This window comes from Arthrobacter sp. NPDC058127, from assembly GCF_042884555.1.
Lineage (GTDB): Bacteria > Actinomycetota > Actinomycetes > Actinomycetales > Micrococcaceae > Arthrobacter.
Map to the genome: position 1 here is coordinate 36,285 of NZ_JBHVTT010000009.1, position 14,259 is coordinate 50,543.

12 protein-coding genes and 2 tRNA genes are annotated in these 14,259 nt (G+C 64.2%); 6 read left to right on the plus strand and 8 right to left on the minus strand.

Features of this window, described 5'->3' with window-relative positions; translation table 11 throughout:
* Positions 1–73: 73 nt before the first annotated feature.
* The 5 genes from ACFVTG_RS13440 to ACFVTG_RS13460 are packed head-to-tail and all read right to left on the minus strand — an operon-like array spanning position 74 to position 3,308.
* Positions 74–526, minus strand: a complete 453-nt coding sequence (locus ACFVTG_RS13440) for a hypothetical protein (protein WP_390281131.1) — start codon at positions 524–526, stop codon at positions 74–76.
* A gap of 8 nt (positions 527–534) precedes the next feature.
* Positions 535–1,188 (minus strand): bacterial proteasome activator family protein, encoded by a 654-nt coding sequence (locus tag ACFVTG_RS13445; protein ID WP_284753427.1) that lies wholly within the window; start codon positions 1,186–1,188, stop codon positions 535–537.
* Positions 1,189–1,214: 26 nt separating this feature from the next.
* Positions 1,215–1,673, minus strand: coding sequence for a GNAT family N-acetyltransferase (locus tag ACFVTG_RS13450; protein ID WP_390281133.1), 459 nt, complete (start codon positions 1,671–1,673; stop codon positions 1,215–1,217).
* 34 nt (positions 1,674–1,707) lie between these two features.
* Complete coding sequence (locus ACFVTG_RS13455) at positions 1,708–2,289, minus strand: PadR family transcriptional regulator (RefSeq protein WP_390281135.1); 582 nt, start codon at positions 2,287–2,289, stop codon at positions 1,708–1,710.
* Between the two features lie 35 nt (positions 2,290–2,324).
* Positions 2,325–3,308, minus strand: a complete 984-nt coding sequence (locus tag ACFVTG_RS13460) for an NAD(P)H-quinone oxidoreductase (protein ID WP_390281137.1) — start codon at positions 3,306–3,308, stop codon at positions 2,325–2,327.
* A 115-nt stretch (positions 3,309–3,423) separates the two neighbouring features.
* On the opposite strand from ACFVTG_RS13460, the gene ACFVTG_RS13465 reads away from it, so the two are divergent.
* Positions 3,424–3,511 (plus strand) — tRNA-Ser (locus ACFVTG_RS13465).
* A gap of 188 nt (positions 3,512–3,699) precedes the next feature.
* On the opposite strand, the gene nirD is transcribed toward ACFVTG_RS13465, so the two are convergent.
* Complete coding sequence (gene nirD, locus ACFVTG_RS13470) at positions 3,700–4,074, minus strand: nitrite reductase small subunit NirD (protein WP_284753433.1); 375 nt, start codon at positions 4,072–4,074, stop codon at positions 3,700–3,702.
* Positions 4,075–4,353: 279 nt separating this feature from the next.
* On the opposite strand from nirD, the gene nirB reads away from it, so the two are divergent.
* Positions 4,354–6,972 (plus strand): nitrite reductase large subunit NirB, encoded by a 2,619-nt coding sequence (nirB, locus tag ACFVTG_RS13475; protein WP_390281139.1) that lies wholly within the window; start codon positions 4,354–4,356, stop codon positions 6,970–6,972.
* 19 nt (positions 6,973–6,991) lie between these two features.
* Here the strand turns inward: nirB and ACFVTG_RS13480 are convergent, their stop codons facing one another.
* Positions 6,992–7,702 (minus strand): potassium channel family protein, encoded by a 711-nt coding sequence (locus ACFVTG_RS13480; RefSeq protein WP_390281141.1) that lies wholly within the window; start codon positions 7,700–7,702, stop codon positions 6,992–6,994.
* Between ACFVTG_RS13480 and ACFVTG_RS13485 the strand changes: the two genes are divergently transcribed.
* A complete protein-coding gene (locus ACFVTG_RS13485; RefSeq protein WP_390281144.1) occupies positions 7,701–8,579 on the plus strand; it encodes an undecaprenyl-diphosphate phosphatase in 879 nt (292 codons plus the stop codon). The two genes, ACFVTG_RS13480 and ACFVTG_RS13485, sit on opposite strands and share 2 nt — an antisense overlap.
* A 123-nt stretch (positions 8,580–8,702) precedes the next feature.
* Positions 8,703–9,482, plus strand: coding sequence for a VOC family protein (locus tag ACFVTG_RS13490; protein ID WP_390281146.1), 780 nt, complete (start codon positions 8,703–8,705; stop codon positions 9,480–9,482).
* A gap of 136 nt (positions 9,483–9,618) precedes the next feature.
* On the opposite strand, the gene ACFVTG_RS13495 is transcribed toward ACFVTG_RS13490, so the two are convergent.
* Positions 9,619–11,622, minus strand: coding sequence for an FAD/NAD(P)-binding protein (locus tag ACFVTG_RS13495; RefSeq protein WP_390281148.1), 2,004 nt, complete (start codon positions 11,620–11,622; stop codon positions 9,619–9,621).
* Between the two features lie 59 nt (positions 11,623–11,681).
* On the opposite strand from ACFVTG_RS13495, the gene ACFVTG_RS13500 reads away from it, so the two are divergent.
* Positions 11,682–13,943: a prolyl oligopeptidase family protein gene (locus ACFVTG_RS13500; protein WP_390281150.1), complete on the plus strand. Its 2,262-nt coding sequence runs from the start codon at positions 11,682–11,684 to the stop codon at positions 13,941–13,943.
* A 96-nt stretch (positions 13,944–14,039) separates the two neighbouring features.
* Positions 14,040–14,127: transfer RNA gene (locus ACFVTG_RS13505), tRNA-Ser, on the plus strand.
* Positions 14,128–14,259: the final 132 nt, after the last annotated feature.

The window sequence follows — 14,259 nt, forward strand, 5'->3', positions numbered from 1 at the left end:
GGCGCCTCTAAGCTAGGCGCTTAATAGTTGTTATGTGGGAATAGACGCGTCTGCACCTAACTCCCCCGAACGCTTACGCGCCAGCTTTCGTGCTCAGTAGCCGTTCGGCTTCTTCTACATGCTCGTAAACGGCTTCGGCGCGTCGTCGCACCGAAACCGCTCCCACAGGAACGGGCCCGACGGCGAGACGTAGCATCGCGGCCGCCTCCGCCGTTGTGGCAAGAGAGTTTCCCGCTTTGGACAGCGCACGATGGACACCTGCGAGCGATCCGGGAATATCCAGCCCATCACTGGGCGAACGGAGCTGCGCCTCCACGCAGACCGCACGAACCCTGGACGACAAGTCCGCCAGCTCGTTGGCAATGACTACGAGTTCGCCGTAGAGCTGCTCGTCTTCGACGCCTTCGAGCACTTGGTGGTACCGATCCAGGCCGCGGTGAAAACGGTCGTGGGCACGCCGCCACAATCCTTTGCCAAGTTCAGCGTCATCCTTCCGCCCTTGCCGGACGGCCCCAAAGAATCCCAACCCGGTGCTCAGAGGTACTGGCCCGGGTGGCGGTCCGGATCTTCAACTCGGGCAGGTTTGCCGGGTTCGGCTTCCTTGCCGGGAAGGTGGGCACGCTGAGGCTCACCGTTCTCGCCAATAACGACTCCCGGGGCGATCATGGTTCCGGGCGGGAGCTGGCGAAGCTGCAACTGGGCAACAGCGTGCTCCCGGGCTGCTTGCTGGGCTGCAATGGCGGTCTGGATTCCATGGAACAAGCCCTCGAGCCAACCGACAAGCTGCGCCTGCGCGATCCGGAGCTCAGCGTCGGAGGGGGTTGCGTTTTCAGGGAACGGGAGGCTGATGCGTTCCAGCTCTTCCACGAGTTCCGGGGCGAGGCCCTCTTCCAACTCTTTGATGGAGCGTTCGTGGATTTCGGCAAGGCGTCCGCGCGCTGCCTCGTCCAAGGGAGCGCTCTTCACTTCTTCGAGGAGCTGGCGGATCATGGTGCCGATCCGCATGACCTTGGCGGGTTCGTCGACGAGGTCCTGCAGGGTGGTGCCCTTCTTGGCGCCAGGCTTCCCATTGGCCTTGGGACCCGCTTCCGATGTGCTCTGTGCCGTGCCAGCGTCCAAGGTTGTGCCCTCCACCGGGATGTCGTCAAAACTCTCGCCACTGGGTTGAGTGTCGTCCTGATCGCTCATGCGTTCATACTCTCATGGGCCGCAACTCAGCCCAGTGCCTTGACGAGTATTTCGCCTTCGTCCTTAGCGAAACCACATTTTTCATAGAAGCCCGTGGCATAGAGGTTGGCGGGGACCCAGACCTCTTCCATTCCGTGTTCCCGCATCCATTCCTCCATGACAGCCAAGAGGGACCGGCCGACACCGCGGCGGCGCCACTCGATATGAGTTCCCATTTCCATGAGGAGCAGTTCGGCCCAAGGTCCGGCATTGCGACGGCGCTGAATGCAGCAGTGGAGGAATCCCACGATCCCGCCACCGAGCTCAGCCAGCCAAAACAGAACGGTGGGGTCGCCCAAAAAGGAGCGGGCGGCGTCGTACGTCAATGCGCCCGACGGTGCGACGGACGGATCCTCGTCGAACACGTTATCCGTCTCCGCCAGGCGGATCAGCGCGTCGGCGTCGTCCGGGCCGATCAGCCGGATCCGAACGTCGGCATTCGTCAAGGTTTCGATGTCAGCACCTCCCCTGCGGAGCAGTCTATGCGGTGGTTGTCCCGTTACCACGGACGGTTCCGATCATGCCGTTGCTGGAGCCATTGGCCTGCTGCACCAGCCTGGCTTCGCAGAGATCAAGCCAACGGGCCTCCGCCTCGGCATGGAAGATCAGGGAGTCCAGGACGAGCAGCCTGGCCGTGTCCGTCACTCGTTGGTTGGCGGCCACGTCCTTGCGGTCCTGGGTATAGTCCTGCAGTTCGCGCAGGGAAATCTCACGTTGGGCCTGGATGAGTGCGGGGACGTCGGTGCCCGCCGTCGTGACGGCCAGCGCCAGCTTGAGGGCCAATTCGTTCCTCGGCGGCGCTCCACGATCCACTGCGGTTGAGAACCATCGGCGGATCTCTTCAGCCCCGGCGTCGGTGATGCTGAAAAGCACGTGGCCGCGGCCGTCGTCGCCCTCTTTGCGGACCAAAGCGTCGCGCTCCAGCCGGTTCAGGGTGGTGTACACCTGCCCGATGTTCAGCGGCCAGACGGCTCCTGTGCGTTCCTCGAACGCCGCCCGCAATTGGTAGCCGTAGCGTGGCTGCTCCTGAAGCAATGCCAGGATGCTGTACCGGATGGACATCGCTCTCCTTCGTACTGCCGGTTTGGCGGGCGCCGCTAGAGCAGTAGCAGGACTTTGCCCATGTGTTCGCCGGAATCGAAGTACGCGTGGGCTTCGCGGACCTGCTCCAAGGGGAACGACTTGGCCACGAACGGCTTGATTCGGCCGTCGGCCAGCATCGGCCAAACCGACTCGCGGACTGCGTTCATGATGACGCCCTTCTCAGCGACCGGACGCGGACGCAGCGCTGTGCCGATGATCGCCGCGCGTTTGCTGACCAACTGGCCGAGGTTGAGTTCGCCCTTCACGCCGCCTTGCAGTCCGATGACCACCAGCCGGCCGTAGTCCGCGAGTGCTTCCACGTTTTGCTGCAGGTATTTGGCACCCACGACGTCGAGAATCACGTCCGCGCCTTTGCCGCCGTTTTGTGCCTTGAGGCTTTCGGCGAAATCTTCTTCCGTGTAATTGATGGCGATGTCGGCTCCGAGGAAGGCTTTCGCGGTTCCGACCTTTTCGGCCGTTCCTGCCGTCGTCGCGACCGTGGCACCGTACGCTTTGGCGAGTTGGATAGCCATGGTGCCGATGCCGCCAGTGGCGCCATGGATCAATACCGTCTCACCCGCGTGCAGCTGTGCAGTCATGATGAGGTTCGAGTACACCGTGGCGGCTACCTCAGGCAATGACGCCGCGGTGACCAGGTCCACGCCGTCGGGCAATCGCAAAACCTGCTCCGCCGGGACGGCAACCTGTTGCGCGTAGCCGCCACCCGAAAGCAGGGCAACTACCTTGTCGCCCACGGAAAACGGCTTGCTCACCTCGGGTCCGAACGCCGCAATCCTGCCGGAGACCTCAAGGCCCGGAATTTCGGATGCACCCGGTGGTGGCGGGTAGAACCCGCGGCGCTGCTGAACATCCGCCCTGTTGAGACCGGCGGCGACGACGTCGATGAGAACCTCGCCGGGTCCGGGAACCGGAGCGGGGACGTCACGGATTTCCAGAACCTCGGGCCCGCCCGGTTCGGAGATGTAGACGGCTTTCATAGAGTGCTCCCGATCCCTCGCTCAGTGCAGTTGGCCTTTTCAGACACCTTAACCGCGTTAATCGCGGCGGCAGGTTTTTGGCGCAGCCAACTCCCTATGAAACACTACTAGGCAGGGAAGGTTGTCCGAGCGGCCTAAGGAGCTGGTCTTGAAAACCAGTGTGCGGTAACCCCGCACCAAGGGTTCAAATCCCTTACCTTCCGCGTGGCGCGTCTTGAGGCGCGAACTGGCAGCAGATGCCCACAGAATCGCTTCTTGTGGGCATCTGCTGCTTTTTCGACGACGCTAGCCTGTTCAGTAGCTGCGGTCGCCGAATCGGCGCTGCACGTCGAGTAGGAACTTGAGCCCGCCGTCAGACGGGGCAGCGACACCGGGGCGCCCCGGCTACGGCCTAGACGGCTACTTCGACGTATCCGTCCACGAGGCGGGTGGCGTAGCTTGCGAGCCGCAGTTCGGGGTTAGTGAAGCATTCGCCCGTTTCAAGGTCGTAGACCTCTTTGTGAAGCGGCGAGGCGATGGTGGGACGGCTGCCCCGGGAACCGACGATTCCCCGCGCCATGACGTTGGAGAGAGTTGCCGGGTCCTGTTGGGACACCGCCAAGACCTCGTCCGGCGTGGTGCGGAACAGCGCTACTTGCTTGCCTCCGACCAAGGCAGCTTCGCCCCAGGCCGGTTCGAGCTCGTCGATGGCGCAGACTCGGTGCCAACCGGACGCGGTCGGTGCACTCAGCTGTTCTTGGTTTTCCCGATCCAGAATTACGGTCATTTCAGCCCCTATCGCTTAGCCTGCCGGTCCGGCGGATCCAATTCCGCCATCCGGCACGGGCCGTTTGTGGCCACAACTTCACGGTAGGCCCGCCATGTTTCGCCGGAATGCAATCAATGTGTCCTGCTCGTAAAGGAGACCTCACATCGCCGCAATCCTCACCGTGATGCCGAAGTTAAGCCCCCGAAACAAAGGGGAAACTGACGCGAAACTGCGTGTCTTTAGTCTGAAGTGACAAGTCGCGGATGACGGTTCTGCGGCACATGCGAAAGGCCGCCAGTGACCGGACATACTTCCCCTTCAGAGAACCCGCGCCGCATTGTTGTCGCGGGCGGGGGCCCTGCGGCCCACCGTTTTGCCGATGCCATGCATACCCGCGGTCTCGAGGGCTGGCACGTCACGGTCCTGACCGAGGAAGCGCATCTTCCCTATGACCGGGTCACGCTGAGCAAGGCACTCATCGAGGTGGACTACGACCTCACCCTCGGGCATGCGTCGATGTGGGAGCACGATGCGCTGGAGCTGCGCACGGGCGAGCGGGTCGTCAAGATCAATCCCGAAGCCAAGTCCGTGGAAACCGCGGCCGGCAACAGCTACGAATACGACGCCCTCGTGGTCGCAACGGGTTCGAATGCCGCCCGCCTGCCCATCCCGGGCGCCGAGCACACACATGTCTACCGCACGCTCGAAGACGTGTGGGCCATCAACAAGGCGATCACCGAACTTACCGAGAAACTGGGGCGCAAGATCAACGCCGTCACTATCGGCGGCGGGCTCCTCGGCCTCGAATCAGCCGCCGGGACTGAGCGGCTGGGCGCCACCCCGATCGTCATCGACGGCGCGCCATGGCTGATGGCCACCCAGCTCGACGAAGGCGCTGGCCAGGCAATGGGCCGCCTCATCAAGGACAAGGGCTTCGAAATCCACGGCGGCGTGTTCCCCTCGGAAGTATTGTCCGACGACGACGGCCAGGTCACCGGTGTCCTCATGGCTGACGGCCGCATCATCGACGCCGACATCGTGATCGTCGCGATCGGGGTCAGGCCGCGCGATGAGCTCTTTCGCGCAGCGGAGGGCGAGGAACAGGTCTTCACGCTTGGCCAGCGCGGTGGCGTTGTCATTTCCGACGGTTGCGAGACCGAGATCCCCGGCATCTTCGCGATCGGTGAGGTGGCGAACTTCGGCGGGATGTGCCTGGGGCTCGTGGCTCCGGCGAACACGATGGCCGAGATCGTCGCCGACCGCCTGCACGGCGGGCAAGCGACCTTCCCCGGTTTCGACACGGCCACCAAGCTCAAGCTTTCCGGCGTGGATGTGGCCAGCTTCGGCGACGCCTTCGCCAAGACCGAGCATTCCCTGGAAATCGTTTACGCGGATCCGGCCCGGGGCGTCTACCAGAAGATCGTCACCACCGACGACGCCAAGACCCTGCTCGGCGGGATCTTCGTCGGCGACGCCACACCGTACATGAGCCTGCGCCCCCTGCTCGGCCGGGAACTGCCCGCCGAACCCGGCGCCTACCTCACCGCTGCCGGCGGCGGGGACGCCCCCGAGACCGAACTGCCGGATGACGCGATCCTGTGCTCCTGCAACAACGTGGCCGCCGGGTCTATCCGGGCCGCCGTCAACGCGTGCGGGACGTGCGAAGGCAAGGAGCCGGTCCAGGACGTTCCAGGCCTCAAGGCCTGCACCCGGGCCGGAACGCAGTGCGGCTCCTGCGTGCCGATGATCAAGAAGCTCCTCGAAGGGGAACTGAAGAAGTCCGGCATCGAGGTCTCCAAGGCCCTGTGCGAGCACTTCGAGCTCTCCCGCCAGGAGCTTTTCGACGCGATCCGTGTGCTGGAACTGACCTCCTTCGAGGACATCCTGGGCAAATACGGCACCGGCGCGGGCTGCGATATCTGCAAACCCACCATCGCCTCGATCCTCGCGTCGCAGCATTCCGCGTACGTGCTCGACGCCGGCCGCGGCACCCTGCAGGACACCAACGACCGCGCCCTGGCCAATATGCAAAAGGACGGCACCTACTCCGTGGTCCCCCGCATCCCGGGCGGGGAGATTACGCCCGACAAGCTCGTGGTCATCGGCACGATCGCCAAGAAGTACGGCCTGTATACGAAGATCACCGGCGGGCAGCGCATCGACATGTTCGGCGCCCGCCTCGAACAACTCCCGGACATCTGGGGCGAGCTCATTGACGCAGGCATGGAGTCCGGTCAGGCGTACGGCAAGAGCCTGCGCACCGTGAAATCCTGCGTGGGATCCACCTGGTGCCGCTTCGGTGTGCTCGACTCTGTTTCCATGGCCATCAACTTGGAACTGCGCTACCGCGGCCTGCGCAGCCCGCACAAACTCAAAATGGGCGTGTCCGGCTGCGCCCGCGAATGCGCAGAAGCCCGCGGCAAGGACGTCGGCGTGATCGCCACTTCGGAAGGCTGGAACCTGTACGTCGGCGGCAACGGCGGCTTCCTGCCCGCCCACGCCCAGCTCCTCGCCGGCGGCTTGGACGACGAGACCCTGGTGAAGTACATCGACCGCTACTTCATGTACTACATCCGTACCGCCGACCGCCTCCAGCGCACCGCCCACTGGCAGACGGAACTCGACGGCGGCCTTGAGCACGTGCGCCAGGTGGTAGTCGAGGACTCGCTCGGCATCGCCGACGAGCTCGAGGCCGCTATGGCCAAGCACGTCGAGTCCTACGAGGACGAGTGGGCCGCGACCCTCAAGGACCCCGAACGGCTCCGCCGCTTCCGTTCCTTCGTCAACGCCCCCGAACAGGAAGACGAGGCCATAGTCTTCGTCCCCGAACGCGGCCAGATCCGTCCGGCCACCAACGAAGAAAAGAGTGCCGTCTTGATTTCTTCCGCCAGCATCCCGGTCCGCGGGAAGGAATAAGACGCACCTCGACGGCGGGCTACGGCGACGGCGAGTGGTCGCCGCGGGCTCCGACCACGCCGCCCCGTAGCTCGCCGTCGGCGTTTTCCAGAAGGGCGCTCAGGCGCTCGACCTGCTCAGCCAGCCGGCGAATCTCCTGCTTCATGGGCTCCTCGGCGACCGTTGCGGCCGCCGCAGCTCCGGAGGAGACCTGTTCAACAAGCCACGAGGCAACCGAAGCGGTCACGACGCCCAAGACAGCGATTCCACAGACCATCAAGCCTCCGGCAACGCAGCGGCCCACGACCGTCACCGGGTAGTGGTCCCCGTAGCCAACGGTGGTGATGGTGACCATCGCCCACCAGATGGCATCGCCAAAGTTGGTGATGTTGGCGCCCGCGGCGTTCTCCTCCGCATCAAGCACGGCGAGCGCACCACAGTACGTCAGGAGGGCCGCGGACCCGAGAACAAAAGTGAGGATGCGGCCCCGCATGGCGTTCCCGGCGGTGCGATGAAGCAGCTTCAGCAGTGTTACGAGCCGCAACAACCTCAAGGGCCTGAGGACCGGGAGGGCCAGTATCAGCAATTCGTGCAGGTTCCGCACGAACCACTGCGCGCGACGCCGCGCCAAGACGAGGCACATCGCGTAGTCCACGGCTACCCTAATAGCCGTGTTCACCTGCTGGCACACGGCTGCCTCCCAGCAAACGTTCATCTCCCAGTAACCGGCGCTGGCTAGGATCGAGCCCATGATTAATATGATCCAGGCCATCGTTATGGGCCTGCTGCAGGGAATCACCGAGCTCTTCCCGATTTCCAGCCTCGGCCACAGCGTCATCCTTCCCAAACTCTTCGGTTGGGGCCTGGACCAGAAGGCACCGGAATTCCTGAACTTCCTCATTGCCACCCACTTGGCTACAGCAATTGTGCTGTTCTTCTTCTTCCTCCGGGACTGGATTGAAATCGCCAAAGGTCTTGGCCGTTCCATCCGGGACAGGAAGATCGCTCCGTCAGACACGTATGCGAAGCTCGGCTGGCTCCTTGTGGTTGGAACCGTGCCTGCCGGAATTATCGGCTTGGTCCTGGAAAAGCCCATTCGAAATCTCTTCGGTTCCCCGCTGATCGCAGCCGCCTTCCTGGTGGTCAACGGTCTCGTCCTTTTCGGGGCCGAACGCCTGCGGACAAGGGATAGCCGCCGTGCCGCGGAGCAGCCGGCCACCGCAACGGCTTCCGACGCCGAAATCGCCACCTTGCCGTGGAAACGCGCCTTGGCAATCGGAACCGCCCAGGCAGCCGCCCTGATCCCCGGCATCTCCCGCTCCGGCTCGTCAATGGCCGGCGGCCTGCTGTCCGGTCTGAACAACGAGAACGCCGCGCGCTTCAGCTTCTTGCTCGCCACGCCGATCATCGGCGCCGCAGCCGTGCTCAAGCTGCCTGACCTCTTCACCCCGGCCATGGCCGACGAACGTGGCGTGTTCCTGGTGGGGGCACTGTGCGCCGGTGTCGCCGCGTGGTTCGCCACCAAGTTCCTGCTTCGCTTCTTCGAGACCCGGACGCTGACTCCCTTCGCGATCTACTCGGTGGTCGGCGGAGCGATCTACTTCATCCTGATGCTCTTCATGGGCTAAGTTCCGCCGAAGGCCTCGAGCGAAGGCATTGAAACTGTCAGAGGCCCCGCATAGGGTTTTGTCTGTCTCCACCACCCACTCATGAAACCGTGGAACAACCGCGGTAACGACACAGGAGCAAACATGCCCACGCCTGACATCACCCCCGGTTCACCGTGCTGGATCGACCTGATGACCTCGGACCCGGAGAAGGCAAAGTCCTTCTACAACACGCTCTTCGGCTGGACCTACGAGACCGGCGACCAGGAAAAGTACGGCGGCTACATCACGGCCTCGAAGGACGGCAAAATGGTGGCCGGGATCATGCAGAAGCAGGAAGACATGGGCCAGATGCCCGATGTCTGGTCCACCTACCTGCGCACTGACGACATCAAGGCCACCACCGAAGCGGCCCTCGCCAACGGAGGCCAGGTCTACATGGAACCCATGGAAGTGCCGGACCAGGGAACCATGGCGATGTACGCGGATTCGTCCGGAGCGGCCATCGGTGCCTGGCAGTTCGGCGAGATGAAGGGCTATCAGCTGGCTGCCGAAACAGGCGCACCCGCCTGGCACGAGCTCTTCGCCAAGGAGTACGACTCCGCCGTTTCCTTCTACCAGAACGTCTTCGGTTGGGAAACCACCGTCGTGGGCGATACCCCGGAGTTCCGTTACACCACGCTCGGGGCGGGCGATGACTCCAAGGCAGGCATCATGGATGCCTCCGGTTTCCTCCCGGCCGAGGTGCCGTCCTACTGGGGCGTCTACTTCGCGGTGGACAAGGTCGATGCCACGATCGAGCAGGCCGTCTCCTTGGGCGCTACCGTGATCCAGGCGGCTGAAGACACCCCCTACGGGCGGATGGCCACCCTGACCGACCCCACGGGTGCGATCTTCAAGCTCATCGAAAACCAGGCTGCCTAGGGCCCACCAGCTAGGCGCAGCCCACCACCCACCAGAGAGCATGCTCTCCCCCGGCCCCGGTGAGTGGACATATCAGGTTTGTGTCCACTCGCCGGTACGGGCGGAGAGCATGCTCATTTTTATTGGTGGAACATGCTCATTTTTGGAGGGGAAGGCCGAGCATGTCCCTGGCGATTTCATCGGCGTCGCGGAGGGTCCGTTGGCCACTCCGATAGCCGCGACCATCGGAAGGCCGGGCTTCAGCGGCAATGGCCGTCCCCCACTGGGTCGAAGAAAGCTGCAGGCCAAGGGCGTACATTCCCGGAGTCACGGAACCGTTGGCGCCCACCAAACGGTAGGGATGCGGCTGGACGTCCAAGCCGGAGGTCTGCACCGGCGTTCCCTCGGCAGTCATCATTACCTTGGGCCGCACCAAGCCGTCGGCGAGCAACTGCCGCAGGAGCGGAGAAACACTCACGCCCACCCGGTTCGCCGGGGACATGGCCTCAATCAGCGTCCTGGCTTCCGCGGCGTCGTCGTGCACCCATGCGGACACCGCGCGGAAGACGCGCTGGGAACGGTCAACACTGAATCGAGGATCCGGGCCCACGAAACTTACGACGCCGGCACGCGCCAAAGCGGTCAGCTGTTCGGCGCGCAGGGCCGGAGGACCGCTCGCGAGTCCCTCAACGAAGGATTCGAACCAGCCCCGGAGCTCACCGACCCACGACTCGTCCGTGATGCCGCCGTCGGCCACGGCGCTCTTCAGGATGGCCCGTCCGGTATGCAAGGCACCGATCGCCATCTTCACTGGATCTGCTTCTCCGAGCGCGGAGCGGCGGGCGTCGTCGTCCAAATAGTCGACGACGGCGGCGTCGAGTTCCTTCCTGGACGCGAAGGAATGTCCGGCCAAAGGCGCGGCGAGTCCCAGCAGGTCAAGGCGGCGCGACGCTGCGACATGGGTGGAGACCAACTCCCCGACCTGGTTTTCCCATCGCCCGGTGGCATGCGCGTGGGGCTGCAACAAGTCTTCGAGGGCGGCCAGGAATTCCGTCGCATCAGACACGGCCACGGGTTCGGCTACGACCAGCGTTGAATAGTATGCCCACAACGCATCCCGATGCAGGAGGGGCCAAAGATCGTGGTCGAAGCCAGGTTGGATGCCCGCCGCGGCGAAGCGTTCCACCGCGCCCTCCGTCAGGTAGCGCAATCGCACGGACTTGGGATAGTAGCCGTCCAAACCGGCCTTGGCCCGGTAAGGAGTGCCACGCCTGGATGCCGCGATGATCTTCGGTTCCCGGCCCGAAGGCACGTACTTGAGCTTTCCCTCGAGACCGTCTTCGGCCGGAACGAACTGTCCCCCGCGGCCTTCCGTCAGTTGGCCCATGACGTCGAAGAAATTCAGGCCCATGCCCCGGACCAGGACCGTCTCCCCGTCCGGGACCAGTGCCCAGTCCACGTCGGCAGGTGCGGCTGGCGGCACGTACAGGAGCCCGAGCTCCCCCGCCACGTCCCTGAAAGAACGCTGCTCCGGGTTGAGCCGGGACTCAAGGTGGCCCAGCGCGAGGACAAGGGAATCCACGGTGAGCCGAGCGCCGTCGTCGAGTTCGACGTCGAACCCTCCGCCCGCGGGCTGACCAGGCGAACCGTCCGGATCGCCCTCCGCCGGACCGCCAGCCAGGGGATGCGCCGCCACGGCGTTTTTCCGATGGAAGGCGATCTCCACGCCGGCCGGGACACGGTCCAGCAGTTCCTCCAAAGTGGATCGCAGGTACCGTCCGTAAAGGGCACGGCTGGGAAAGTCGTCCGAGGCGAGGGCGGCAAGTTCGGCCCGTTCCTCAGCACTCAAGCCATGGCCGCCGACGGACCGCTGCTCAGCCCGCCACTGCTCAAAGGAGCCGCCGGCGAGGGGCGGCGCGAGTCGCTCATCCTCGGGGATCAGTGTGGGGTAGAACGACTGGGTGTTCATGAGGTACAGCCGGGACTGCTCGGGCTGCCAGACGTGCCCGGGACCGGCAGGATAGGGGTCCACGACGTCGATATGCAGCGAACGCCCTTGTGATTCCGTCGCGGCCCAATTGGCGAGCAAACGCTCCAGCACACTGGTGCCGCGGGGACCTGCCCCGATCAGCCCAACCCGAATGTTCTGCGATTTACCCACGCCCAAGCCTAACTTCTTGTGACTTGCTTCCTTCTCAGACAGTCACTCTAGGATGAGGGATGACCACCACAGCAGCTGATCAAGCGCCCGCGCCCGACAACGAAACTGCCCAGGGAACCGCAATCGCCCCCGAGCCTGTCGACGAGAATATCTGGCTCGAGGACATCCACGGCGAGGAACAGCTGGCCTGGGTACGGGAGCAAAATGCCCGCACCGAAGACTTGCTCGACGACGCCGACTACGCCGCATTGGAAGCCGGAATCCTGGAGGTTCTGGACTCCACGGACAGGATCGCCATGGTCAACAAGCGCGGCGAGCACTACTACAACTTCTGGAAGGACCAGCAGAACCCCAAGGGCCTCTGGCGCCGGACCACATGGGAGAGCTACCTCAGCGACGCCCCGGAATGGGACATCCTCCTCGACATCGATGCACTCGCCGCAGCCGAGGGCGAAGAATGGGTTTTCCACGGCGCAAACTTCCTGCGCCCTGCCGAAGGCGAACCGCACCGCCTCGCCATCATCGCCCTCTCCCCCGACGGCGGCGACGCCAACCGCCACCGCGAGTTCGACGTCGAAACCCGCACCTTCGTGGACCCTGCCGCAGGCGGCTTCGACCTTCCGACCGCGAAAGGCAACGTGAGCTGGCTCGACGCCGATACCCTCCTGGTTGCCACGACCGCCGACGGCCTGCCGAAAACCAGCTCTTCCTACGCGCGCACCGGGGTGAAGCTCCGTCGCGGCCAATCCCTGGCCGAAGCAGAGCGGATCTTCGAGATCCCCGAAGACCACATGATGGCGCTCGTCGCCCACGACTCCACCCCGGGATTCGAACGCACTTTCGCCGTGGACTGGATCGACTTCTTCAACCGGACCACTTCCGTGCTACGCGACGACGCGTGGCTGGCCATTGATGTCCCCACTGACGTCAACCTCAGTTCCCACCGCGAATGGCTCATGTTCCGCCCACGGCAGGACTGGCACGTGGACGGAACCACCTACGCCGCCGGGTCCCTGTTGGCTGCCGACTTCGAGGGCTACTTGTCCGGGGCACGCGACTTCACCGTGCTTTTCACCCCGGATGAGCACACGTCCCTCCAGTCGTGGAGCTGGACCCGGAACTACCTCCTCCTGAACCTGCTGCACGACGTCTCTTCCGAAATCAGGGTGCTCGACCCGGCCAGCAAGGATTCCGCCGGCGGTTGGGCCTCGACTTTGTTGGATGCGTGCCCGCCGCTGCACGACGTGAACGCCTACGCCGTGGATGACGAGGACGAAGCAGAAGGCGACGACGCCGGCAACGACTACTGGCTCGTCGCTACCGGCTTCACCACCCCCACGACACTCATGCGCGGCACCTTGTCCCCGGGCATCGCGGGCTACACGCTCGACGCAGGCCATGACGGCGGGGTGACGAGCACGCACGCAGTAGTGAAGTCCTCGCCGTCGTTCTTCAACGAGGCGGACTACGAGGTCCAGCAGCACTTCGCTACCTCAGCAGACGGTACGCGCGTGCCCTATTTCCAGGTCGCGTCCAAAGATCTGGACCTCGACGGCGAGAACCCCACACAGCTCTCGGGCTACGGCGGGTTCGAAGTCTCAAGGACCCCCGCCTACAGCGGAGCCATCGGGCGCGCCTGGCTGGAGCGCCGGAGCGAAAGCATCACGTCCGACGACGGCTCCGCGCCACATTCACGTGGCGGCGTCTACGTCGTGGCCAACATCCGCGGCGGCGGCGAGTATGGTCCCGCATGGCACCGGGCAGCCTTGCAGGAGAATCGGCACCGCGCGTTCGAGGATTTCGCCGCTGTGGCGCAGCATCTCATTTCGCGGGGCGTCACCAGTCCGCGGAGGCTCGGCTGCGTGGGCGGCTCCAACGGCGGACTACTGGTGGGCAACATGCTGACCCAGTACCCGGAGCTGTTCGGAGCGATCTCCTGCGGCGTCCCGTTGCTGGACATGCGCCGCTACACCAAGCTTTCGGCTGGTTACTCCTGGATTGCCGAGTACGGCGATCCCGACGTGCCGGAACAGTGGGAGTACATCCGCACCTTCTCGCCGTACCACCTGCTGCGAGACGGAGTGGAGTACCCGGAGACGTTCATCTGGACAGCCACCTCCGATGACCGTGTAGGCCCGGTCCAGGCCCGGAAGATGGCAGCCCGGATGCAGGCAATGGGCATCCCGAACGTGTGGTTCCACGAAGCACTTGAAGGCGGTCACGCAGGAGCCTCGGACAACCGCCAGGCGGCCTCGCTCCAAGCCCGCAGCCAGCACTTCCTGTGGCGGGCGCTTGCCGGCAAGAAGGGCTCGGGGCACTAGCGCCCTTAACGGCGGAGCCCCCGACGGCTGCCCGCGTCCCCGTTTTGCACTGGGTGCCCAGTTCTGCGTATCCTTGGTTGGCTAGCAATAGCAACTGGAGACGTGCCAGAGCGGCCGAATGGGCTTCACTGCTAATGAAGTGTGGGGCACAACTCCACCGGGGGTTCAAATCCCCCCGTCTCCGCGTTTTGGCCCCGGTCCCTGACCGGGGCCTTTTTGCGTTCCGGGAGTTTTTGGGTTCCGGGACTTTCAGCGTTCCTGGGTCTTTTCGTTTACGGTCTTCAGCGGCAACGGTCTTCAGCGGCAGATCCTGGCG

What these genes read in the sequence shown, in the direction of transcription:
- ACFVTG_RS13445 (WP_284753427.1), bottom strand. Translation starts at nt 1,188, where the DNA reads ATGAGCGATCAGGACGACACTCAACCCAGTGGCGAGAGTTTTGACGAC.
- ACFVTG_RS13455 (WP_390281135.1), bottom strand. Translation starts at nt 2,289, where the DNA reads ATGTCCATCCGGTACAGCATCCTGGCATTGCTTCAGGAGCAGCCACGC.
- ACFVTG_RS13460 (WP_390281137.1), bottom strand. Translation starts at nt 3,308, where the DNA reads ATGAAAGCCGTCTACATCTCCGAACCGGGCGGGCCCGAGGTTCTGGAA.
- nirD (WP_284753433.1), bottom strand. Translation starts at nt 4,074, where the DNA reads ATGACCGTAATTCTGGATCGGGAAAACCAAGAACAGCTGAGTGCACCG.
- ACFVTG_RS13485 (WP_390281144.1), top strand. Translation starts at nt 7,701, where the DNA reads ATGATTAATATGATCCAGGCCATCGTTATGGGCCTGCTGCAGGGAATC.
- ACFVTG_RS13480 (WP_390281141.1), bottom strand. Translation starts at nt 7,702, where the DNA reads ATGGGCTCGATCCTAGCCAGCGCCGGTTACTGGGAGATGAACGTTTGC.
- ACFVTG_RS13490 (WP_390281146.1), top strand. Translation starts at nt 8,703, where the DNA reads ATGCCCACGCCTGACATCACCCCCGGTTCACCGTGCTGGATCGACCTG.
- ACFVTG_RS13500 (WP_390281150.1), top strand. Translation starts at nt 11,682, where the DNA reads ATGACCACCACAGCAGCTGATCAAGCGCCCGCGCCCGACAACGAAACT.